The organism is Nocardioides jishulii, assembly GCF_006007965.1.
In the GTDB taxonomy this organism is placed as follows: Bacteria; Actinomycetota; Actinomycetes; order Propionibacteriales; family Nocardioidaceae; genus Nocardioides; species Nocardioides jishulii.
In genome coordinates this window covers 1,204,113-1,226,204 of sequence record NZ_CP040748.1, presented here as the reverse complement: position 1 = coordinate 1,226,204, position 22,092 = coordinate 1,204,113, and the positions used below count along the sequence as shown (strand labels likewise).

General features: G+C 71.0%; 18 protein-coding genes and 3 pseudogenes. 6 read left to right on the top strand and 15 right to left on the bottom strand.

Features of this window, described 5'->3' with window-relative positions; translation table 11 throughout:
* The 3 genes and pseudogenes from FCL41_RS17785 to FCL41_RS05765 form a co-directional block, all read left to right on the top strand.
* Positions 1–366, top strand: a pseudogene (locus FCL41_RS17785) (PTS sugar transporter subunit IIA); the annotation flags it as partial.
* 260 nt (positions 367–626) lie between these two features.
* Complete coding sequence (locus FCL41_RS05770; RefSeq protein ID WP_239021802.1) at positions 627–2,090, top strand: PTS fructose transporter subunit IIC; 1,464 nt, start codon at positions 627–629, stop codon at positions 2,088–2,090.
* Between the two features lie 53 nt (positions 2,091–2,143).
* The gene (locus FCL41_RS05765; protein ID WP_137066574.1) at positions 2,144–2,386 is read left to right on the top strand and encodes an HPr family phosphocarrier protein; all 243 of its coding nucleotides are present in this window, start codon (positions 2,144–2,146) and stop codon (positions 2,384–2,386) included.
* 90 nt (positions 2,387–2,476) lie between these two features.
* On the opposite strand, the gene FCL41_RS05760 is transcribed toward FCL41_RS05765, so the two are convergent.
* The 7 genes and pseudogenes from FCL41_RS05760 to rimP all read right to left on the bottom strand — a co-directional run bounded on the left by FCL41_RS05760 (position 2,477) and on the right by rimP (position 9,894).
* Positions 2,477–3,412: a bifunctional riboflavin kinase/FAD synthetase gene (locus FCL41_RS05760; RefSeq protein ID WP_239021801.1), complete on the bottom strand. Its 936-nt coding sequence runs from the start codon at positions 3,410–3,412 to the stop codon at positions 2,477–2,479.
* Positions 3,413–3,525: 113 nt separating this feature from the next.
* Complete coding sequence (truB, locus tag FCL41_RS05755; RefSeq protein ID WP_137066571.1) at positions 3,526–4,404, bottom strand: tRNA pseudouridine(55) synthase TruB; 879 nt, start codon at positions 4,402–4,404, stop codon at positions 3,526–3,528.
* A complete protein-coding gene (gene rbfA, locus FCL41_RS05750; RefSeq protein WP_137066570.1) occupies positions 4,401–4,853 on the bottom strand; it encodes a 30S ribosome-binding factor RbfA in 453 nt (150 codons plus the stop codon). Before rbfA ends, truB begins: the two co-directional genes overlap by 4 nt.
* A 71-nt stretch (positions 4,854–4,924) precedes the next feature.
* Positions 4,925–7,835 (bottom strand): annotated as a pseudogene (gene infB, locus FCL41_RS05745) (translation initiation factor IF-2).
* 132 nt (positions 7,836–7,967) lie between these two features.
* A complete protein-coding gene (locus FCL41_RS05740) occupies positions 7,968–8,243 on the bottom strand; it encodes a YlxR family protein (protein ID WP_275403779.1) in 276 nt (91 codons plus the stop codon).
* A gap of 182 nt (positions 8,244–8,425) precedes the next feature.
* Complete coding sequence (nusA, locus tag FCL41_RS05735; RefSeq protein ID WP_137066566.1) at positions 8,426–9,403, bottom strand: transcription termination factor NusA; 978 nt, start codon at positions 9,401–9,403, stop codon at positions 8,426–8,428.
* A complete protein-coding gene (gene rimP / locus FCL41_RS05730) occupies positions 9,403–9,894 on the bottom strand; it encodes a ribosome maturation factor RimP (protein ID WP_137066564.1) in 492 nt (163 codons plus the stop codon). The genes nusA and rimP overlap by 1 nt, the downstream gene beginning before the upstream one ends.
* A gap of 88 nt (positions 9,895–9,982) precedes the next feature.
* Here rimP and FCL41_RS16980 point away from each other — a divergent pair, with 88 nt between their 5' ends.
* Both FCL41_RS16980 and FCL41_RS05720 read left to right on the top strand, forming a co-directional pair.
* Positions 9,983–10,492: a hypothetical protein gene (locus FCL41_RS16980; protein ID WP_170970294.1), complete on the top strand. Its 510-nt coding sequence runs from the start codon at positions 9,983–9,985 to the stop codon at positions 10,490–10,492.
* Positions 10,489–10,932 carry a DUF4439 domain-containing protein gene (locus FCL41_RS05720; RefSeq protein ID WP_137066562.1) on the top strand — a complete coding sequence of 148 codons (444 nt, stop codon included), beginning with the start codon at positions 10,489–10,491 and terminating at the stop codon, positions 10,930–10,932. The genes FCL41_RS16980 and FCL41_RS05720 overlap by 4 nt, the downstream gene beginning before the upstream one ends.
* Before the next feature lie 43 nt (positions 10,933–10,975).
* Here the strand turns inward: FCL41_RS05720 and FCL41_RS17780 are convergent.
* The 6 genes and pseudogenes from FCL41_RS17780 to dxr form a co-directional block, all read right to left on the bottom strand.
* Positions 10,976–11,161, bottom strand: a pseudogene (locus FCL41_RS17780) (hypothetical protein); the annotation flags it as partial.
* A 216-nt stretch (positions 11,162–11,377) separates the two neighbouring features.
* Positions 11,378–13,147: a proline--tRNA ligase gene (locus tag FCL41_RS05710; protein WP_137066560.1), complete on the bottom strand. Its 1,770-nt coding sequence runs from the start codon at positions 13,145–13,147 to the stop codon at positions 11,378–11,380.
* Positions 13,148–13,230: 83 nt separating this feature from the next.
* Positions 13,231–14,073 (bottom strand): GNAT family N-acetyltransferase, encoded by an 843-nt coding sequence (locus FCL41_RS05705; protein WP_137066558.1) that lies wholly within the window; start codon positions 14,071–14,073, stop codon positions 13,231–13,233.
* A 25-nt stretch (positions 14,074–14,098) separates the two neighbouring features.
* Positions 14,099–15,250, bottom strand: coding sequence for a flavodoxin-dependent (E)-4-hydroxy-3-methylbut-2-enyl-diphosphate synthase (gene ispG / locus FCL41_RS05700; protein ID WP_137066556.1), 1,152 nt, complete (start codon positions 15,248–15,250; stop codon positions 14,099–14,101).
* A 47-nt stretch (positions 15,251–15,297) separates the two neighbouring features.
* Positions 15,298–16,647 carry a M50 family metallopeptidase gene (locus FCL41_RS05695; protein WP_137066554.1) on the bottom strand — a complete coding sequence of 450 codons (1,350 nt, stop codon included), beginning with the start codon at positions 16,645–16,647 and terminating at the stop codon, positions 15,298–15,300.
* A complete protein-coding gene (gene dxr / locus FCL41_RS05690; protein WP_239021800.1) occupies positions 16,644–17,774 on the bottom strand; it encodes a 1-deoxy-D-xylulose-5-phosphate reductoisomerase in 1,131 nt (376 codons plus the stop codon). The genes FCL41_RS05695 and dxr overlap by 4 nt, the downstream gene beginning before the upstream one ends.
* A 104-nt stretch (positions 17,775–17,878) precedes the next feature.
* On the opposite strand from dxr, the gene metZ reads away from it, so the two are divergent.
* Positions 17,879–19,069 carry an O-succinylhomoserine sulfhydrylase gene (gene metZ / locus FCL41_RS05685; RefSeq protein ID WP_137066552.1) on the top strand — a complete coding sequence of 397 codons (1,191 nt, stop codon included), beginning with the start codon at positions 17,879–17,881 and terminating at the stop codon, positions 19,067–19,069.
* 49 nt (positions 19,070–19,118) lie between these two features.
* On the opposite strand, the gene FCL41_RS05680 is transcribed toward metZ, so the two are convergent.
* Complete coding sequence (locus FCL41_RS05680) at positions 19,119–20,039, bottom strand: hypothetical protein (protein ID WP_137066550.1); 921 nt, start codon at positions 20,037–20,039, stop codon at positions 19,119–19,121.
* 115 nt (positions 20,040–20,154) lie between these two features.
* On the bottom strand, positions 20,155–22,038 hold the full coding sequence (locus tag FCL41_RS05675) for a propionyl-CoA synthetase (protein WP_239021799.1): 1,884 nt from the start codon (positions 22,036–22,038) through the stop codon (positions 20,155–20,157).
* Positions 22,039–22,092: the final 54 nt, after the last annotated feature.

The window sequence follows — 22,092 nt, the reverse complement described above, 5'->3', positions numbered from 1 at the left end:
ATGTCAGAGCTGATCACTGCTGACCTCGTACGACTGGACGTCGACTGGGGTGAGGACAAGCACGACGTCATCCGGGCGCTCGCCGGTGTCGTCGCCGACAATGGCCGGGCGACGGACGTCGACCAGCTGGTCGAGGACGCGTTGGCCCGCGAGGCAACCTCCTCGACCGGGCTGCCGGGTGGCATCGCCATCCCCCACTGCCGCACCACCGGCGTCGCGGAGCCCACGCTGGCCTTCGCCCGGCTCGCTCCGCGGGTCGACTTCGGCGCGAAGGACGGCCCCGCCGACCTGGCCTTCCTGATCGCCGCTCCCGCCGGCGGCGACGCCACCCACCTGGAGCTGCTCACCCAGCTCGCTCGGTCGCTGGTCCGTCCCGAGTTCACCACTTCCCTGCGGGAGGCTGCCAGCCCCACCGAGGCCGAAGGCATCGTCCGCGAAGCACTCGGGCTCGGCCCGGCGACGCCCCAGGGCGATGCCCCGACAGCCCCGGCGGCCCCGGCGGCGGCCCCAACGGCCCCGGCTGCCGCCCCGTTCGGCTGCAGCTGCCCGCCGCGCCGGAGGCCAGCGCCGCAAAGCCCTCACTGGTCGCGGTCACCTCGTGTCCCACCGGCATCGCGCACACGTACATGGCCGCCGAGGCGCTGGAGGCGGCCGCCGCCCGCGCGGGCGTCGAGATCGCCGTGGAGACCCAGGGATCCGCAGGGTCCACTCCCCTGCGCCGCGAGCAGATCGCTGCTGCGGGCGCGGTCATCTTCGCCGCCGACGTGGGCGTGCGCGACCGCGGACGCTTCGCGGGCAAGCCGGTCGTCGTCTCGGGCGTGAAGCGGCCGATCGACGAGGCCGACGCGATGATCTCCGAGGCGCTCGCCTACGCGGCAGCGCCCGACTCCTCACCCCGCGTCGAGGGCAGCGCCGCCGCCGAGGACACCGCGACCGACTCCGAGTCGTGGGGTGCCCGGACCCGCCGGGTCCTGATGACCGGCGTCTCCTACATGATCCCGTTCGTCGCGGCGGGCGGCCTGCTCATCGCCCTCGGATTCCTGCTCGGCGGTTACGAGATCACCGGCCCGGCGGCGGACATCGTCACCGGCAACACCCTCTTCAACCTGCCTGACCCGGCCGCGTTGGAGCTCGAGCACGTCCCGTTCGACTCCGGCCTGATGGCCTACCTCGGTGCGTTGATGTTCATGCTCGGGTCGACCGCGTTCGACTTCCTGGTGCCGGCCCTGGCGGGCTACATCGCGTACGCCATCGCGGACCGCCCCGGCATCGCTCCCGGCTTCGTGATGGGTGCCGTCGCCGGCTTCACCAACTCGGGCTTCCTCGGCGGCATCGTCGGCGGAGTCCTGGCTGGCGTGGCAGCGCACTGGGTGTCGTCGTGGAAGGTCCCGGTCTGGACCCGTGGCCTGATGCCGGTGCTGGTCATCCCGCTGCTCGCCACGCTCATCTCCGGCTTCGTGATGATCGTGCTGCTCGGTCGGCCGCTGTCGCTGCTGATGAGCTCGCTCACCGACGGCCTCAACAGCATGTCGGGCGGCTCGGCCGTCCTGCTCGGTGCCCTGCTCGGGCTGATGATGGCCTTCGACATGGGCGGTCCGCTCAACAAGACCGCGTACGCCTTCGCCACCGCGGGCCTCGGCGCCGCCGCGACCGCCACCGAGGCTCCCGAGCTCAAGGTGATGGCCGCCGTGATGCTGAGCGGCATGGTGCCCCCGCTGGCGCTGGCTCTGGCCACGCTGGTGCGACCAACCCTCTTCAGCCCCGCCGAGCGCGAGAACGGCAAGGCCGCGTGGTTGATGGGCGCCTCGTTCATCACCGAGGGCGCGATCCCCTTCGCCGCCGCCGACCCGCTGCGCGTGATCCCCCCGATCATGGCCGGCAGTGCCTTGACCGGCGCACTGGCCATGGGCCTCGACGTCCAGCTGCGCGCGCCGCACGGAGGCATCTTCGTCCTCTTCGCGGTCGACAACGTCGTCGGCTTCCTGATCGCACTGGTGGCCGGGACGCTGCTCTCCGCCGTCCTGGTCGTGCTCGCGAAGAGCTGGCGTCGCACCCCCGCCCCTGCCCCCGCCACCAGCGCCACCGTCTGACACCCCTCACCACCTGCCCACCCGTCACCACCCGCCCACCTCAAGGAGCTCGCATGCCCACCCAGAACGTGACCATCGGATCCTCCGTCGGCCTCCACGCCCGTCCTGCCGCGATCGTCGCCGAGGCGGCCGAGGCGCTCGGCTCGGACGTCACCGTCAACGGTGTCGACGCCTCCTCGTCGCTGATGCTGATGACGCTGGGCGCCAAGTGCGGCGACAGCGTCGAGGTCGCCGGCAGCGACGAGGCCGCCGTGGCCCAGATCGCCGACCTGCTGGCCCAGGACCTCGACGCCTGACGACCCGACGCACGACGAGGGCCCCGCTACCGTGATGGTCGCGGGGCCCTCGTTCGTGTGGTGCCGGTCGTGTGGGGACCGGGGTGAACGTCAGGCCAGCAGCTGGCGGGCCCGCTCCACGTCGTCGTGCATCTGCTCGACCAACGTCTCGACGCTGTCGAAGCGGACCATCCCGCGCAACCGGTCGACGAAGGCGACCTCCACCTCCACGCCGTACAGCTCGAGGTCGTCGCGGTCGAGGACGTACGACTCCACGCGTCGCGCGCGCTCACCGGAGAACGTGGGGTTCGTGCCCACCGAGATGCCGGCGGGATAGCGCTCGCCGGTGTCGCGGCGGGTCAGCCAACCGGCGTAGACGCCGTCGGCGGGAGCAGCCTCGGCGTGCGGGGTGGGCACGTTGGCCGTCGGGTAGCCCAGCTCACGTCCGCGCTGGTCACCGCGGACCACCTCACCGCGCACGGTGAAAGCGCGCCCCAGTGCCTCAGCGGCACCGGCCACGTCGCCCGTGGCGAGGCACTGGCGGACGTAGGTCGACGACCACACCTGCGGTCCACCGTCGAGGGGGACGCCGTCCACGCCGAACCCGTGCTCGACGCCGGACTCGCGCAGCGTGGCGACGTCACCGGCGGCGCGGCTGCCGTAGCGGAAGTTGGCACCGACCACGACCGCCTTGGCGGCGAGCGAGCTCACCAGGACACGCTCGACGAACTCGTCGGGGCTCCAGGCGGCGATCTCGCGGTCGAAGGGCACCACGAGCACCGCGTCGACGCCCTGCTCGGCCAGCAGTGCCACCCGGGTGTCGATGGAGGTCAAGGTGGGCGGAGCGTGCTCGGGGCGCAGCACGGCGATCGGGTGGGGGTCGAAGGTCACCACGACGACCTTCTCCAGCCCGAGCTCGTCGGCCGCTGTACGCGCCTGACGCAGGACGTGCTGGTGGCCGCGATGGACACCGTCGAAGTTGCCGATGCTCACCACGGTGGGGCCCAGGTCGCTGGGAACCTCGTTGAACTGACGCCAGACATGCACGCGAGAACTGTGCCACTTCCGGTCGTGCTCGTGCACCTCGGCCCCTTCCTCAGGCCTGCGCGACCCCTCGTCGGCAACCGCCGGGTCGCCGGAGGAATCGGTGGCGTGTGGCATCACTGGACGAAGACGGCGAGCGGCTTGGCCACCGCGCCGGCGGGCTCGTAGAGAGCCAGGAACTCGCCCTCGGGTGAGAAGACGGCCGTGATCGCCTCCACCTCGACCGAGAGGCGGCGACCGAACCGCACGTCGGCGGCCTGCTCGGCGTCCAGGTCGAGCGTGGGGAAGGTGGCCCGGGCGGCGTCCTCCAACGGGACCACCTCGAACGACTCCTCGAGCTGCTCCAACGTCCGCGCGCGGGCGAGGTCAAAGCCACCCACCGCGGTGCGACGCAGGGCGCCCAGGTGTCCCCCGACGTCCAGGGCGGCGCCGAGGTCCCGGGCGATGGCACGGATGTAGGTCCCGCTGGAGCAGCGGACCGAGACGTCGACCTCGACCGTCTCGCCGACGGTCTCCACGCGGTGCACGTCGATGGAGTCGATGGTGACGGGGCGCGCCTTGAGCACGACCTCCTCACCGTCGCGGACCCGCGCGTAGGCCCTCTTGCCGTCGACCTTGATGGCCGAGACGGCCGTGGGCACCTGCTCGATGTCACCGACGAAGGCCTTCAGCGCCTCGCGCACCTGGGCCTCGTCGACGTGGGCCGCCGACCGGGTCGCGGTGACTTCTCCCTCGGCGTCGTCAGTGGTCGTGGAGACCCCGAGCACGATGGTGGCGTCGTACGCCTTGCGCGTGAGCATCAGGTGCCCCAGCAGGCGCGTGGCCCGGTTGGTCCCCAGGACGAGGACGCCGGTGGCCATCGGGTCGAGCGTGCCGGCGTGGCCGACCTTGCGGGTACCCGCCAGACGGCGCACCCGGGAGACCACCCCGTGGGAGGTGATGCCCCCGGGCTTGTCGACGACGACGAGCCCGGAGACCGGGGACGAGGAGCTCACTCCTCGTCGTCCGCCTCGTCGTCCTGGCCGACCTCGCGCGGCTTCTTGTACGGGTCCTCCTCGGAGGCGTACGTGGCGTTCAGGCGCTGGGCGGCCACGGCCTCGTCCTGCTGCCGCGCCTTGGCCAGGACCTCGTCGAGCTGGCGTGCGGTCTCGGGCAGGGCGTCGTGGAAGAACTCCAACGTCGGGACCGTCCGCATCTGGAGCTGCTTGCCGACCTCGGAGCGAATGAGGCCCTTGGCCGACTCGAGTGCGGCGGCGGTGTCCGCCAACGAGTCCTCCTCGCCGAGGACGGTGTAGAAGATGCTGGCGTGCTGGGAGTCGCCCGTCACGCGGACGTCCGTCACGGTGACGAAGCCCAGGCGCGGGTCCTTGATCCGGCGCTCGAGCATCTCGGCCACGACCACGTGGATCCGGTCGGCGATCTTGCGCACTCGGGGGCTGCTCATGGTTCCTACTCTCGGTGGAAATGGGAGTCGGCGCCAGCCGTGAGGCGGGCGCCGACTCCACTGGGGGTGTGTCAGGCGCGCGGGATCTCGCGCATCTCGAAGGACTCCACGACATCGCCGATCTTGATGTCCTGGAAGTTCTTCAGCACCAGACCACACTCGAAGCCCTCGCGGACCTCGGAAGCGTCGTCCTTCTCGCGGCGCAGCGAGGCCAGGTCGAGGTTGTCCGCGACGATGTTGTTGTCGCGGAGCACACGGACCTTGGCGTTGCGGCGAACCGTGCCCGAGGTGACCATGCAACCGGCGATGTTGCCGGTCTTGGACGAGCGGAAGATCTCGCGGATCTCCGCCTGGCCCAGGGTGACCTCTTCGTACTCCGGCTTGAGCATGCCCTTGAGGGCAGCCTCGATCTCCTCGATCGCCTGGTAGATGACCGAGTAGTACCGGATCTCCACGCCTTCCTTGTCGGCCATCTGGGCAGCCTTGCCCTGGGGGCGGACGTTGAAGCCGATGATGATCGCGTCGGAGGCAGCAGCCAGGTCGACGTTGGTCTCGGTGATCGCACCGACGCCGCGGTCGATGACCCGGAGGGTGACCTCGTCGCCGACGTCGATCTGGGCCAGCGAGTCCTCGAGGGCCTCGACCGAACCGGACACGTCGCCCTTGAGGATGAGGTTGAGCTCCTGGCTCTCGCCCTTCTCCATGGAGGCCATGAAGTCCTCGAGGGTGCGACGGACGCGACGCTTGGCCTGCATGGCCGCACGCTCGCGCGCCTCGCGCTTCTCGGCGATCTGGCGAGCCATCCGGTCGTCCTCGACCACGATGAAGTTCTGACCGGCACCGGGGACGGCGCTCAGACCCAGAACCATCGCCGGACGCGACGGGGTGGCCTCGGTGAGCTCGTTGCCGAACTCGTCGAGCATCGCCCGGACACGGCCGTGGGCCGGGCCCGCGACGATCGAGTCGCCGACGTGGAGCGTTCCACGCTGGACGAGGATCGTGGCGACCGGGCCGCGACCGCGGTCGAGGTGCGCCTCCACGACGAGACCCTGCGCGTCCTGCGTCGGGTTGGCCCGCAGGTCGAGCGAGGCGTCCGCGGTCAGGATCACGGCCTCGAGCAGCTTGTCGAGGTTGAGCTCGGACTTGGCCGAGACGTCGACGAACATCGCGTCGCCGCCGTACTCCTCAGGGATCAGGCCGTACTCGGTCAGCTGGCCACGGACCTTGGTCGGGTCGGCGTCCGGCTTGTCGATCTTGTTGACCGCGACCACGATCGGCACGCCGGCGGCCTTGGCGTGGTTGAGCGCCTCGACCGTCTGCGGCATGACGCCGTCGTCCGCCGCCACCACGAGGATCGCGATGTCGGTGGCCTGGGCACCACGGGCACGCATGGCGGTGAACGCCTCGTGACCCGGGGTGTCGATGAAGGTGATGCGACGCTCGGTGCCGTCGACCTCGGTGGCGACCTGGTAGGCACCGATGTGCTGCGTGATGCCACCGGCCTCCTTGGCGCCCACGTTGGCGTTGCGCAGGGCGTCGAGGAGCTTGGTCTTTCCGTGGTCGACGTGACCCATGACCGTGACGACCGGGGGACGGACGACCAGGTCGCTCTCGTCGCCCTCGTCGGCACCGAACTCGAGGTCGAACGACTCGAGCAGCTCGCGGTCCTCGTCCTCGGGGCGAGACGACCTGGACGTTGTAGTTCAGCTCGTCACCGAGGAGCTCCAGGGTCTCGTCACCCACGGACTGGGTGGCGGTCACCATCTCGCCGAGCGAGAAGAGCATCTGCACGAGGGCAGCGGCGTCGACGTTGATCTTCTCCGCGAAGTCCGTCAGCGAGGCGCCGCGGGCCAGGCGGATGGTCTCGCCGTCACCCTTGCGGACACGCACGCCGCCGATGGTCGGGGCCTGCATGGCCTCGAACTCCTGACGACGCGCCCGCTTCGACTTGCGACCGCGACGCGACGGACCACCGGGGCGACCGAAGGCACCCTGGGTCTGGCCGCGCTGGCCGGGACGGTTGCCGCCGCCACCGGGGCGGCCGGGGCCACCACCGAATCCACCGGGACCGCCACCGGGACGACCGGCACCAGCGCCAGCACCGGGACCGCCGGGACGACCACCGGGACCGGGACGGCCCGGAGCGCCGCCGCGACCGGGGGCACCACCGCGAGCGGGGGCACCACTGGGGCCACGACCGAACGCAGCCGGGGACTTCGGCATCATCGCCGGGTTGGGGCGAGGCATGCCGCCGCCACCGCCGGGACGCGGCGCGGGTGCGCCACCGTCACGCGAGGACGGGGGACGCGGAGGACGGTTCTCGTCGCTGCCGCCCGGGGCGGGCGCCGACGAACGGCGTCCCATGCCCTGGCTCGGGGCGAACGGGTTGTTGCCGGGACGCGGGGCGCCCGGCTTGCCGACGGGACGCGGGGCGGGAGCCTTCGGGGCACCCGGACGCGGCGCGCCACCACTCGGCTTCGGGGCCGGGGCGGACGGCTTCGCCGGTGCGGCAGGTGCTGCCTCGGCGGGAGCCTCGGCAGGAGCCTGGGCGGCAGCCGGCTTGGCGGCGGGCTTCGGCGCGGGCTTGGGGCCCGGACGCGGAGCGGACGGTGCGGACGGCTCAGCGGCCGGAGCCGCGGGAGCGGCAGGCTCAGCAGCGGGAGCTGCCGGGGCGGCAGGCTCAGCAGCCTTGGGGGCTGCGGCCGGCTCGGCCGGCGCAGGCTCAGCAGCCTTGGGGGCCGAGGGCCTGGGGCCTGGGGCGGACGGCTTGGCGGCCGGCTTCTGCTCCGCCTCGGCGGGCGATGCGGCGCCAGCGGCGCGCAGCTCGGCGCCGAACTGCTTCTTGAAACGCATCTCGACGGGAGGCTCGACGGTCGACGATGCCGACTTGACGAACTCCCCCATCTCCTTCAACTTCTCGAGAACAAACTTGCTCTCGACTCCGAACTCCTTGGCGAGTTCGTGGACTCGGGTCTTGGCCACGTAGAACGTTGCTCCTTCTGGCCCGAGCCCCTGTCAATGGGGTGATCCCGGACCGTTTAGTGGTGGTGCTGGCTCATCGGAAAGTACTCATCGAGTGCTCATGAGCTGCTGCTCCAGTTTCTGGTCGGTTGATTACTGATCGGTTGCACGAGTGGTGAGGTGCTCCCCCACCGGAACTGCTGGGAGTCCTTCCTTGACCCTGAGGGCCCGGGAGAACGCCCGACGGCGCACGGCGAGCTCGTAGCACTCGACTGTCGGGTGCAGGTGCGCCCCACGGCCAGGTGCGGTGGAGGCAGGATCGGGGACGACAGCCGGTCGACCGTCGGACCCGGGACCGACCACCACACGCAACAACTCACTCTTGGCGGCCCGCTGACGACACCCGACGCATGTCCTGACTGGACCCACGTACGGGTTGATCGCTGCACGAGCCACCGGAGCCACATTACCGCGTCGGGCCCACGAAACCGAACTGGGTTGTCTGCACCACCCCCGCGTGGGCCCCGCCCATCCCCTCGGGAACGCCGCCGGGGCGCCCGCCTCCCGAAGGAGGTGGGCGCCCCGGACGTGGTGCGGTCCCGTTCAGCGCGTCACTGCGAGTCGGTCTCCTCGTCGGAGCGGATGTCGATGCGCCAACCGGTGAGGCGGGCAGCGAGGCGGGCGTTCTGGCCCTCCTTGCCGATCGCCAGCGAGAGCTGGAAGTCGGGCACGACGACACGACAGGCCTTGGCTGCCGCGTCGAGGATCTCGACCGACGTCACCCGCGCCGGCGAGAGCGCGTGCGCGACGAGCTCGGCCGGGTCCTCGGAGAAGTCCACGATGTCGATCTTCTCGCCGCTCAGCTCCGACATGACGTTGCGCACGCGCGACCCCATCGGACCGATGCAGGCGCCCTTGGCGTTGACGCCCGAGACCCGGGAGTGCACGGCGATCTTCGTCCGGTGGCCGGCCTCGCGGGCGATGGCGGCGATCTCGACCGTTCCGTCGGCGATCTCCGGCACCTCGAGGGCGAAGAGCTTCTTCACCAGGCTCGGGTGCGTGCGGGAGAGGGTGATCTGCGGCCCGCGCATGCCCTTGCGGACGGAGACCACCAGGCACTTGATGCGCGTGCCGTGGCTGTAGTCCTCACCGGGGACGCGCTCGCTGACGGGCAGCACGCCCTCCAGCTTGCCCAGGTCGACCATCACGTCGTCGGCGTTGCGACCCTGCTGGATCACGCCCGAGACGATGTCGCCCTCCTTGCCGGAGAACTCGCCGAAGCGCAGCTCGTCCTCGGCGTCGCGCAGGCGCTGCAGCATGACCTGCTTGGCCGTCGTGGCCGCGATCCGCCCGAAGCCGTCGGGGGTGTCGTCGTACTCCCCGATCTGGGTGCCGTCGTCGTCCAGCTCGGGGACCATGACGGCGACGTGGCCGCTCTTGCGGTTGACCTCGACGCGCGCACGCGACTGGGCGCCGGGCGTCTTGTGGTACGCCATCAGCAGGGCCTGCTCGATCGCCTCGACGAGCACGTCGAAGGAGATCTCCTTCTCGCGCTCCAGCATCCGGAGGATGCTCAGGTCGATGTCCATCAGTTCTCGTCCTCGTCCTTGGTCCTGCGGTTGAACTCGACCTGCACCAGCGCCTTCGCGACGTCGGTGTAGACCACCTCGTGGTCCTGACCGTCCACCTCGAGGGTGACGGTCGCGTCGTCACTGGCGCCGATCCGCCCGGTCACCTCGCCACCCTCGACCATGACCACCTTGACCAGGCGTCCGGCGTTGCGGCGCCAGTGGCGCGGCAGCGTGAGGGGACGGTCGACTCCTCGTGACGTCACCTCGAGGAGGTAGGGCATCTCGCCCATGACGTCGGAGTCCTCCAGCACGCCGTCGACGGCGCGCGTCGCCTCAGCGACGTCGTCGAGGGTCACGCCACCGTCCTTGTCGACGGCGACCCGGAGGACCCGGCGCTTGCCGGCCGCGGAGAGCTCGACGGCCTCCACGTCCAATCCCAGCTCACTGAGGGGTTCGATCAATGCTGCCTCGACCCGCTCCCTGGTGGCGTCTGTCCTGGCGTTGCTCACTGGGTGGACCTCCTGTTCTGTTGTCGCGGCCACCCTATCGCTGCAGACCCGTGGGGGCCATTGGCGGTCGGGCCTCTAGGCTCGCGCCATGCGCTCTTCCACCAGTCTCACGCGACGCGGCGTCCTCGCCGCGGGTGGCGCGCTGACGTTGGCCGCCGCGACCAGCGCCTGCGACCTCCTCCCGGTGCCCTCCTCCGACGAGACGGACTCGCCCCGCGTCGACCCCGACCTGCGCCGCGTCGAGACGGTCACGGCCCAGGTGCGCGAGCTCGTCGCGCTCACCGTCTCGGTCGGCCTCGCCCACCCGTCCCCGGCCGTGGCGGCCCTCGAGGAGTGCCACCGCGCCCACCTCGCGGTGCTCAGCCCCTCGGACGAGGTGGAGGCGACGCCCTCCCCCGCCACGAGCCCCACCGCGAGCCCCACCGTCAGTGCAGACGTCAGCGTGAAGTCCCTGGCGGCGCTCGAGCGGACCCACGTCACCACGCTCACCGCCGAGGCCGGCGTCGCGGAGTCCGGCGCCCTGGCCCGGTTGCTGGCCTCCATGGCAGCCGGCGTCGGCATGCACCTGCCGGCGCTCGTCGAGGGAGACGACGCATGAGCACCTCCGCGAGCCAGGTCGAGGCACTCCAGGACACCTTGGCCGCCGAGCATGCCGCGGTCCAGCTGCTCGGAGCCTTCGGAGGCGCCCTCTCGGCCACCGCCGACCCCGGACTCCACCTCCTCCTCGTGGCTCGTCACCGGCGCCACCGCGAGCGCCGCGAGTTCCTCACGGTGACCCTGCGCGGCCTCGGGGAGACCCCGGTGCCGGCCGCGGCGGCGTACGCCCTGCCCGACGACCTGGGCGATCCGGTCGTGGTCCGCGAGGAGGGCGCCCGCACGGAGGATCGCTGTCTGCAGAGGTACGCCACGCTGGTCGCCGCCAGCACCGCCGAGCTCCGCGCCTGGGCGATCGAGGCGCTCGCCGAGTCGGCGGGGGCACTGGTGAGCTGGGGCAACCCGCCGACGGCCTTCCCCGGCGCTCCCGAGCTCCAGGACTGACGCGCCGGGCGTACGCCCGCCCACCGACGGCACCTGCTGCCTGCCTGCTGCCAGCTGCCAGCTGCCCGCTGCCCGCTGCCAGCTGCCCGCTGCCCGCTGCCAGCTGCCCGCATTGACCGCGCTGCGGCCACCCGAAATGGAGGGCGGCCCGGGGCCACTTCCTACTGGGGGAGTCCCGAGATCTCCCCCAGCGGGTGGGCCGCCGGGCCGCAACGGGGTTGGTCAGCAACAACCCCTGTGGTCAGAACCTGGGTCGAGGATTCCTGCCACTGACATGAGTGTGCAGCACGGGCTGATCGGATGGAAGCACTTCCCAACTGCATATTCTTGCAGTGCGCAAACGCGCAAACATGCGCGCCGTCAAGGGCCGCGCCACAAAGCAGGACAGCCCGCCCCAAGAAAGGGCGGGCTGCTGCGGAGAAACGCGTGGCGCGAGGTGGAGAAGTCAGCCGCGCACGACCCCGATGAGGTGGGTCACGGCGTCCGCCACGGGCACCTCGACCTTCTCCCCCGTCGCCCGGTCCTTGACCTCCACCACGCCGTCGGCGAGCCCGCGCCCGACGGTGAGGATGGTGGGCACGCCGATGAGCTCGGCGTCCTTGAACTTCACTCCCGGGCTGACCTTGCCGGCGCGGTCGTCGTAGAGGACCTCGACGCCCGCGGCGTCGAGCTCACCAGCGATCCGCTCGGCCTCGGCGAAGAGAGCCGGGTCCTTGCCCGCCGCCACGATGTGGACGTCGGCAGGAGCGACCTCGCGCGGCCAGCACAGACCGATCTCGTCGAGGGTGTTCTCGGCGATGGCGCCGACGGCACGGGAGGGACCGATGCCGTACGAGCCCATGGTCACCGTGACCAGCTTGCCGTTCTCGTCGAGCACCTGCAGGCCCAGCGCCTCGGCGTACTTGGTGCCGAGCTGGAAGATGTGCCCCATCTCGATGCCGCGGGCCGCCTTCAGCGAGCCCTCCGCGCAGTTCGGGCACTCGTCCCCGTCGCGGACCTCTGCTGCCTCGATGGTGCCGTCGGGCGTGAAGTCCCGCCCGACGACGAGGTCGAGGACGTGCTGGCCCTCGACGTTGGCGCCGGTGACCCAGCGGGTGCCGGCGACGACGCGGGGATCGACCACGTAGCGGATGCCGGAGTCTGACTCCTCGCCCAGCACGGCGGGCCCGATGTAGCCCTTCACCAGCGCGGGGTACTTGCGCAGCTCGGCCTCGTCCATGGGCTCGACCTCGATCGGCTCGAGCTGTCCCTCGAGGCGCTTCGCGTCGACCTCCCGGTCGCCGGGCACGCCGATGGCCAACGGCTCGCGGGTGCCGTCGGGGTGCTTCAGCATGACGAGCACGTTCTTCAGGGTGTCGCCCGCAGCCCAGGGCCGGTCACTGCGCGGGAACTCGGCGTTGAGGTGGGCCACCAGCGTCTCGATGGTGGGGGTGGCCGGGGTGGCCTCGGCGTGGGCGACCGGCGCGCCTGCGGCGTCGACCTCGGCCGGCCGTCGGGTCGTGACGGCCTCCACGTTGGCGGCGTAGTCGCAGTGCGAGCAGCGGACGAAGGTGTCCTCGCCGACGTCGGCCTTGGCCAGGAACTCCTCGCTCGCCGAGCCGCCCATGGCTCCGGCGGTCGCACGGACGATCGCGTACTCGAAGCCGAGGCGGTCGAAGATGCGGATGTACGCGGCGCGGTGCGCGTCGTAGCTCGCCTGCAGGCCGGCCTGGTCGATGTCGAAGGAGTAGGAGTCCTTCATCGTGAACTCGCGTCCACGCAGGATGCCGGCGCGCGGACGCGCCTCGTCGCGGTACTTCGTCTGGATCTGGTAGATCGACAGCGGCAGGTCCTTGTAGGACGAGTACAGGTCCTTGACCACGAGGGTGAACATCTCCTCGTGCGTGGGACCGAGCAGGTAGTCGGCGTCCTTGCGGTCCTTGAGGCGGAAGATGTTGTCGCCGTAGCCCTCCCAGCGACCGGTCGCCTCGTAGGGCTCCTTGGGCAGCAGCGCCGGGAAGAGCATCTCCTGCGCACCGATGGCGTTCATCTCCTCGCGGATGATGCTCTCGATGTTGCGCAGCACCTTCAGGCCCAGCGGCAGCCAGGTGTAGACGCCCGGAGCGGCGCGGCGGATGTAGCCCGCCCGGACCAGCAGCCTGTGGCTCGGGACCTCGGCGTCGGCCGGGTCGTCACGGAGCGTGCGTACGAAGAGCTGGGACATCCGCATGATCATGGGAGCAGGCTACTGGCGAGCGGCCCCGACCCGTGAAGCGCGACCCCGCCGGGCCGCAGGCGTGACTCACCCGTCACAGGAGGTCACCACATGACGGTGGCGAAACGCGCGGTCTCCACGAAGCCCACCTTCTCGTAGACCGCCCGGGCGCCCACGTTCCAGTCGTTGACGTAGAGGGAGACCACCGGCGCCACCTCCTGGCGGACCTTCTCGGCGACGGCCGCCATCCCGGACGTGGCCAGCCCCTGCCCCCGCAGGTCGGGGCGCACCCAGACGCCCTGCACCTGGGCTGCGGACGGCGAGGCGCAGGCGACCTCGGCCTTGAACTCCACGCGGCCGTCACCGTCGAAGCGGGCGAAGGACCAGCCCCTCGCGACGAGCTGCACCACGCGTGCCCGGTAGAGCTCACCGCCCCCGCCGGCCTCGGGCGAGACGCCGACCTCCTCGGTGTACATCGCCACGCAGGCCGGGTAGAGCCGGTCGACGTCGGTCAGCACACTGGCGCGCACCGCCGGGTCCGGCGGCACGGACGGCGGGCCGGCGTACTCCAGGTGCGGTTGGGACCAGCGTTCCTCCCGCGGACTCCCCCAGCTGGAGCCGAGCTCCTCGCGGAAGGCCACGACGAGGTGGGCGGGGCCCACCAGCGTGCTGGCCCGTCGCCCGAGCGCCAGCGCATGACGGGCGAAGACCCGGACGTCGTCCTCGTCGCACCCGACGGGCACGACGTTGGCCGCGACGTGGCAGGCGGACACCAGCGTGCGGCCGTCGAACCGGCCCCAGACCTCACCGCCGAGCCACCGGGGATCGAGTCCCGTGGTGCGGGCGCGGTGCTCGGCGAAGACGTTGACGACCGGGTCCTGGGCGCAGAGGGCCAGGAACGCAGGCAGGTCGTCGCGCCCCAGGACGCGTACGCCGCCGGAGCTCACGCCAGACCTCGCCGCCGTCGCGGCCTCAGGAGACCTGGACCTCCGCGGTGGCGCCCTCCACGGGCTCCATCCCCTCGGCGATCCGCATGGCCTCCTCGATGAGGGTCTCCACGATCATCGACTCCGGCACGGACTTGATGACCTCGCCCTTGACGAAGATCTGGCCCTTGCCGTTGCCCGAGGCGACGCCGAGGTCGGCCTCACGGGCCTCGCCGGGACCGTTGACGACGCACCCCATGACGGCGACGCGCAGCGGCACCTCCATGCCCTCGAGTCCGGCGGTCACCTGCTCGGCGAGCGTGTAGACGTCGACCTGGGCGCGGCCGCAGGAGGGGCACGAGACGATCTCCAGCTTGCGCTCGCGCAGGTTGAGCGACTGGAGGATCTGGATGCCGACCTTGACCTCCTCGACCGGCGGCGCGGAGAGCGAGACGCGGATCGTGTCGCCGATCCCTCGGCTCAGCAGCGCACCGAACGCGGTCGCGGACTTGATCGTGCCCTGGAAGGCGGGGCCGGCCTCGGTGACGCCGAGGTGCAGCGGCCAGTCGCCGGCCTCGGCCAGCAGCTCGTAGGCACGCACCATGACGACGGGGTCGTTGTGCTTGACCGAGATCTTGAAGTCGCGGAAGCCGTGCTCCTCGAAGAGGCTGGCCTCCCACACCGCGGACTCCACGAGGGCCTCGGGGGTGGCCTTGCCGTACTTCTCCAGCAGGCGCTTGTCGAGCGACCCGGCGTTGACACCGATGCGGATCGACGTGCCGTGGTCGGCCGCCGCCCGGGCGATCTCCTTCACCTGGTCGTCGAACTTCTTGATGTTGCCGGGGTTGACGCGGACTGCCGCGCAGCCAGCCTCGATCGCCGCGAAGACGTACTTGGGCTGGAAGTGGATGTCGGCGATCACCGGGATCTGCGACTTCTTCGCGATGCCCGGCAGTGCCTCGGCGTCGTCGGCACTGGGGCAGGCCACGCGCACGATGTCACAGCCGGCGGCGGTGAGCTCGGCGATCTGCTGGAGCGTCGAGTTGACGTCGGACGTCAACGTGGTGGTCATCGACTGGACCGAGATCGGGTGGTCGCTGCCCACCCCTACGGAACCGACCTGGATCTGGCGGGTCGGACGGCGCGGCGCGAGGACCGGGGGCGGAAGTGCGGGCATGCCCAGACCGATGGAAGTCATGCTCGCAAGATTACTGGTCCGTGGGTCGGAGTCCCGACCGGGCCGGATCAGCCCGCCAGACGGACCGGGACGACCAGGTCGCCCACGATGAGCACCACGCCCATCACGAGCATCGCCAGTCCGACGACGTAGGCCACCGGGAGCAGCTTCGCCACGTCGAAGTAGCCGGGGTCGGGGCGGCGGAACACCTTCGCGAAGCCACGGCGCACCGCCTCGTACAGGGCGCCGGCGATGTGGCCCCCGTCGAGCGGGAGCAGCGGGACGAAGTTGAACATCCCGATGAAGAAGTTGAAGCCCGCGATCAGCATCAGCAGGTAGGCGGCCTTGTCGGCGCCGGGGATGACCTCGTGGGAGACGGTCTCGCCAGCCAGGCGGCCACCGCCCACGATCGAGACCGGCCCGAGGGGATCACGGTCCTCCACCCCGATGATCGCCATGGCCACGCCCCACACCTTCTGGGGCAGCTGGACCAACGCCTCCAGCGTGCGCACGGTCATGTCGCCCATCTGGTCGAGCGTGTAGAGCACCCCGCCGGTCTGCGGCGCCGCGGTCGGCGTGACACCGAGGAAGCCGACCTGCTTCAGGGGCTCGTTCGAGTCGCCGCTCGGACGGGCGGTCACGGTGGTGTTGGTGACGAGGGTGCGCTCGGCGCCGTCGCGACGCACCACGATCTCGGCGCGGCCGTCGGAGTTCTCACGGATCGCCTTCTGCACCGTGTCCCAGTCGGTGGCGGGGACCCCGTTGAAGGAGACGATCTCGTCGCCGACCTCGATGCCGGCGGCCTTCGCCGGCGCCACCGGGTCCTTGTCGGTGCACAGGCGCTGGTCCTCGCTGGCCGGGACCACGCAGGCGGAGACGTCGGCGACGACCGGGGTGATCCGGACGTCGGCCATGTTGCCGTAGGTCGCGAAGAGCGGGACGAAGATCGCGAAGGCGATGAGCAGGTTGACCGCCGGGCCGGCGGCCATCACGGTGACCTTCTTCCACCAGGCCATCCGGTAGAAGAGCCGCGGCTCGTCCTCGGCCGAGATGGTCTCCCACTCGGCCGCGCGGGCGTCGGAGACCAGTTGGGTGAACATGCCGGTGTTCGACTTGCGGATGCGGTGCACGGGGTTGCCGTGCTCGTCCACGCCGGCGGGCTCGGTGATCTCCTCCGCGCCGGGCGGAAGCATGCCGACGATCTTCACGAAGCCACCCAGCGGGATCGCCTTGAGACCGTACTCGGTCTCGCCGATCTGCTTGCTCCACACGGTCGGGCCGAACCCGACGAAGTACTGCGTGACCTTGCCACCGAACTTCTTGGCGAAGGTCATGTGGCCGACCTCGTGCAGGGCGATGGAGACCACCAGGGCGAGGGCGAAGAGCAGCACCCCGAGCGTGTAGAGCAGAACGGTCATGAGCGGTCAGTTCCCCGTGTGGTGGACGACTTCAGGGCAGTCACACGTCGCTCGGCCTCGAGGCGGGCCCACGCGTCGGCAGCCAGCACGTCGTCCAGTTCGAGCGGCTGCGCCGTCGAGCCTACGTCGTGAGCGGTCACCGTCGCAGCCACTACGTCGACGATGTCGGTGAAACCCAGTCGTCCCTCGCGGAACGCCTGCACGCACACCTCGTTGGCGGCGTTGTAGACCGCAGGAGCGGTACGCCCGGTCGCACCGGCCTCGCGGGCGAGCCGGACCGCCGGGAACGCCTCGTCGTCGAGCGGGAAGAACTCCCAGGTCTGCGCCGTGGTCCAGTCGACCGCGGGGGCGGCGTCGGGCACCCGGTCGGGCCACGCCATGCCCAGCGCGATCGGGATGTGCATGGTGGGCGGGCTGGCCTGGGCGAGCGTCGAACCGTCGACGAACTCCACCATCGAGTGCACGACGCTGGTCGGGTGCACCACGACCTCGATGCGGTCGAAGGGGATGTCGAAGAGCAGGTGGGCCTCGATCACCTCGAGCCCCTTGTTGACCAGGGTGGCCGAGTTGATGGTGATCACCGGCCCCATGGCCCAGGTCGGGTGGTTGAGCGCCTCGGCAGGCGTCACCTGCGACAGCTCGTCACGCGTACGCCCGCGGAACGGGCCGCCCGAGGCTGTCAGGACCAGCTGGCGCACCTCGGCCTCGCTGCCCGAGCGCAGGCACTGGGCGAGCGCCGAGTGCTCGGAGTCGACCGGGACGATCTGGCCGGGCCGGGCGGCGCGGGTGACGACCTCGCCCCCCATGATCAGCGACTCCTTGTTGGCCAGCGCGAGGACGCTCCCGGCCTCGAGGGCCGCGAGCGTCGGGCGCAGGCCCACGGCGCCGGTGATCCCGTTGAGGACCACGTCGGCCTCCATCCCGGCGGCCTCGACGGAGGCGTCCTCCCCCAGGCCCGAGCGGGCCGGGGAGAACTCCGCCACCTGCTGCTCGAAGAGCTCCGGGTTGCTGCCGCCGGCCGTCAGGCCGAGGACCCGGAACCGGTCGGGGTTGGCCCGGACGATGTCGAGGGCCTGGGTGCCGATGCTTCCGGTGCTGCCGAGGATGACCACGTCGCGTCGCTTCACGCCCGTCAGTCTGTCAGGCGTACGTCGTCGGCCCGGGCGTGGCGTGACTCTCACCCCCGAGACCGCCGCCACGACACGCCGCTGCGGTGTGGCAACCTCGTTGCATGAGCACGACCCCCGACTCCCCCTCCTGGCACCCGGCGACCCAGGCAGTGCGCGCCGGCCTCGCGCGCAGTGAGTTCGACGAGACCTCCGAGGCTCTCTTCCTCACCAGCGGCTACGTCTTCTCCTCCGCGCAGGACGCCGCCGACACCTTCGCCGGCGACCTCGTCCACGACGTCTACTCGCGCTACACCAACCCCACGGTGCGAATGTTCGAGGAGCGTCTGGCCTCCCTCGAGGGCGCCGAGGCGTGCGCCGCCACGTCGTCGGGAATGGCCGCGATCTTCTGCTCGCTGGCCGCGCTGCTCGAGAACGGTGACCGGGTCGTGGCGTCCCGGTCGATGTTCGGCGCCATCATCTACGTGGTCAACGAGTTCTTCCCGCGGTGGGGCGTCGAGACGGTGCTCGTCGACCCGACCGACCTGGACGCCTGGGCGGAGGCGCTGTCGGTGCCGACCAAGGCGGTGCTCTTCGAGAGCCCGTCCAACCCGCTGCTCGCCATGGTCGACATCGAGGAGGTCTCCGCGCTCGCGCACGCTGCCGGAGCCACCGTCATCGTCGACAACGTCTTTGCCACCCCGGTCTTCTCGAAGCCGCTGCAGCAGGGCGCCGACGTCGTCGTCTACTCGGCCACCAAGCACATCGACGGCCAGGGCCGCGTGCTCGGCGGCGCCGTGCTCGGCCGCAGCGACTACGTCGCCGAGATCGTCACCCTGCTCCGCAACCTCGGCCCGACGCTGTCGGCCTTCAACGCCTGGGTGCTGCTCAAGGGCCTGGAGACGTTGGACCTGCGGGTGCGACGCATGGCCGAGAACGCCGAGGCCGTGGCGCGCTTCCTGGAGTCGCACCCCAAGGTGGCCACCACGATCTACCCGACGCTCGACTCCTTCCCGCAGAAGGAGCTGGCCGACAAGCAGCTCACGGGTGGCGGCACGGTCGTGGCGATCAAGCTCGAGGGCGGCCAGGACGAGGCGTTCCGGTTCATGGACGCGCTGGAGATCTTCGACATCTCCAACAACCTCGGCGACGCCAAGTCACTGGTGACCCACCCCGCCACCACGACCCACCGCCGCATCGGCCCCGAGGGTCGCGCTGCCGCCGGCATCACCGACGGCACCGTCCGCTTCTCCGTCGGCCTCGAGGACGCCCGCGACCTCGTCGCTGACCTCGAGCAGGCGTTGGCGCGGCTCTGATTCTCGCCCGGGAGTCCTAGGTCCACCAGGTGGCCCCAACGCTCCCCGATCAGCAGTCTGGGCAGGGGCGGAGCGCGCCCTCCCACCCTCGCAGGGAGAGCAGAGCCGCAATCTGGGTCGCCGTACGACACGGCTGACCGACCACCTGCCCCCACCCCAGCCGCACGGTCACGTGCCCCACGAGCAGCGCTGTGGCGTCCCGGTCGAGGTCGGCGAACCGGTCGCGCACGAGCGAATGGTGCGCCCGACCATCGAGCTCCACGATCACCCGGGCGGCCTCGTAGAGCACGTCATGCACCGCCGTCGCTCCGGGCAACCTCGCCTGACGGCGACCTCGTGGGAGTCCGTGACGCCGCTCCACCCGAACGAGGTACCGGTGCTCGAGGACGGAGTCGCTCCCCTGCTCGAGATCGTCGAGCACCTCTGCCAGCCAACGACGCCGGGGTGCGCGTACGCGGGTCTCCAGGGCCGCGGACAGTCGTGCGGCCGTCGTGAGCCGTCGTTGTACGACGTCGGCGAGCGCTGCGACGGCTGCAAACTCGTCCGGGGCGGTCGCGGCCACGTCCAGCGCGGCCTCCTCGACGTACATCCGCGGCGGGGAAGCACTCCAGCGCACCCTTGGTCCGAGGCCCACGACCCGATGCAGCACCACTCCGGGCAGCTGGGTGACACGACGGTCATGGTCGACCGCCAGGTGCAGGGGCGCATCGCTCATGGGCTCACGAGACTCCAGGACAGCCAGCGCGGAAGGCCCCCACAGCGCTGCTGGCCGGAGAGCGAGGGCACCCGCCCACGCGCGTTGCCGCCAGGTCAGGACGCCCGTGTGGGTGGCGTAGACCGCGCGGTGCACCGGGACCAGGTCACGCCTTCGCACGAGCCGCTTGACGTCGTGCGGCTGGAGTTCGTCGTTCCGGAGCTGAGCACGGGTGACGATCCCGTCCTGCGCCCGAGCCACGTCCCGCCATGCCATGCCATGCAGCATGGCGGACCTTCAAGGCTCGCCGCCCCAGCTCCTGTGGAGAACTTCGCCTGCAGGGTCGTCGGGGAGCGCTGGGGCTACCAGGTGGCCCCGACGCTCCCGATCGTCAGTCCTGGCGCAGCACCGGCCGCAACGTGTCGAGCACGTCGGCGTCCTCGATGGTGCTGGGCACGGGGACGTCCTTGCCGTCGGCAATCTCGCGCATCGTGCGTCGCAGGATCTTGCCGCTGCGGGTCTTGGGCAGGCCACCCACGACGACCACCTCCTTGAAGGCAGCCACGGCGCCGATCTCGGCGCGGACCCGAGCCACGAGCTCGTCACGGATCTCGTCGGGGTCGGCCTCGACGCCGCTCTTCAGCACGACGAACCCGCGGGGCAGCTGGCCCTTCATCGGGTCGGCGACGCCGATGACCGCGCACTCGGCGACCGCGGGGTGGCGCGAGATGACCTCCTCCATGGCGCCGGTGGAGAGCCGGTGGCCGGCCACGTTGATCACGTCGTCGGTGCGACCCATCACGTAGACGTAGCCGTCCTCGTCGACGTGGCCGCCGTCGCCGGAGAGGTAGTAGCCGTCGAAGGCCGACAGGTAGGAGTCGACGTAGCGCTGGTCGTCACCCCACAAGGTGGTGAGGGTGCCCGGGGGCAGCGGGAGCTTGAGGCAGATGGCGCCCTCCGCCCCGGCCGGCACCTCGTGGCCCGACCCGTCGAGCACCCGTACGTCGAAGCCGGGGACGGGCACCGACGGGGAGCCCGGCTTGATCTCCATCGGCTCGAGGCCGCGGAGGTTGGAGGCGATCGCCCACCCCGTCTCGGTCTGCCACCAGTTGTCGACCACCGGGACGCCGAGCTTCTCGCTGGCCCACTCCCAGGTGTCGGGGTCGAGGCGCTCGCCAGCGAGGAAGAGCGTCTGGAGGGTGGAGAGGTCGTACTCCTTGACCAGGCGCCCCTCGGGGTCCTCCTTCTTGATGGCGCGGATGGCGGTCGGAGCGGTGAAGAGTGCCTTCACCCCGTACTCCGAGACGACGCGCCAGAAGGCGCCGGCGTCGGGGGTGCCGACCGGCTTGCCCTCGTACAGGACCGTGGTGGCACCGCTGATCAGGGGCCCGTAGACGATGTAGGAGTGGCCCACGACCCAGCCCACGTCGGAGGCTGCCCACCACACGTCACCCGCGTCGCAGCCGTAGACGTTCGGGAAGGACCACGCCATGGCCACGGCGTGACCCCCGTTGTCGCGCACGATGCCCTTGGGCCTGCCGGTCGTGCCGGAGGTGTAGAGCACGTAGAGCGGGTCGGTGGCCGCCACCTCGACGCAGCCTGCCGGCTGCACGCGGCCGGCGGTCATGGCCACGTCCCAGTCCAGGTCCCGCTCCTCCGCCAGGTCGGCGGGCAGCTCGGGGCGCTGCTTGACGATCACCGTCTCCGGGGCGTGGGAGGCCAGCCGGAGCGCCTCGTCCAGCATCGGCTTGTAGGCGATCGTGCGTGAGGGCTCGATCCCGCAGCTCGCGCTGACGACGACCTTCGGGGTCGCGTCGTCGATGCGGATCGCCAGCTCCGCAGGGGCGAAGCCACCGAAGACGACGGAGTGCACCGCCCCGATCCGGGCGCAGGCCAGCATCGCGACGACGGCCTCGGGGATCATCGGCATGTAGACGACCACCCGGTCGCCCTTCTCGACGCCGAGCTGCTGGAGCGCACCGGCGAAGGCCGCGACCTCGGTGAGGAGCTCGGCGTAGGAGTAGGTGCGCCTGGAACCGGTGACCGGCGAGTCGTAGATCAGCGCCGTGCGCTCGGCTCCGCCCCGGATGACGTGCCGGTCGAGCGCGTTGTAGCAGGTGTTGAGCGTGCCGTCGGGGTACCAGCGGTGGAAGGGCGCCCTGGATGAGTCCAGGATCTGGCGCGGCTTGCGGAACCAGTCGACGAGCGCGGCCTGCTCGCCCCAGAACTCCTCAGGGCTGGTGATGGACTGCCGGTGGGCCTCGCGGTAGCTCATGACAGACATGGTGCCGTGGACGTGAGACGCACGACACCCCCGGTCCCGGCAGCG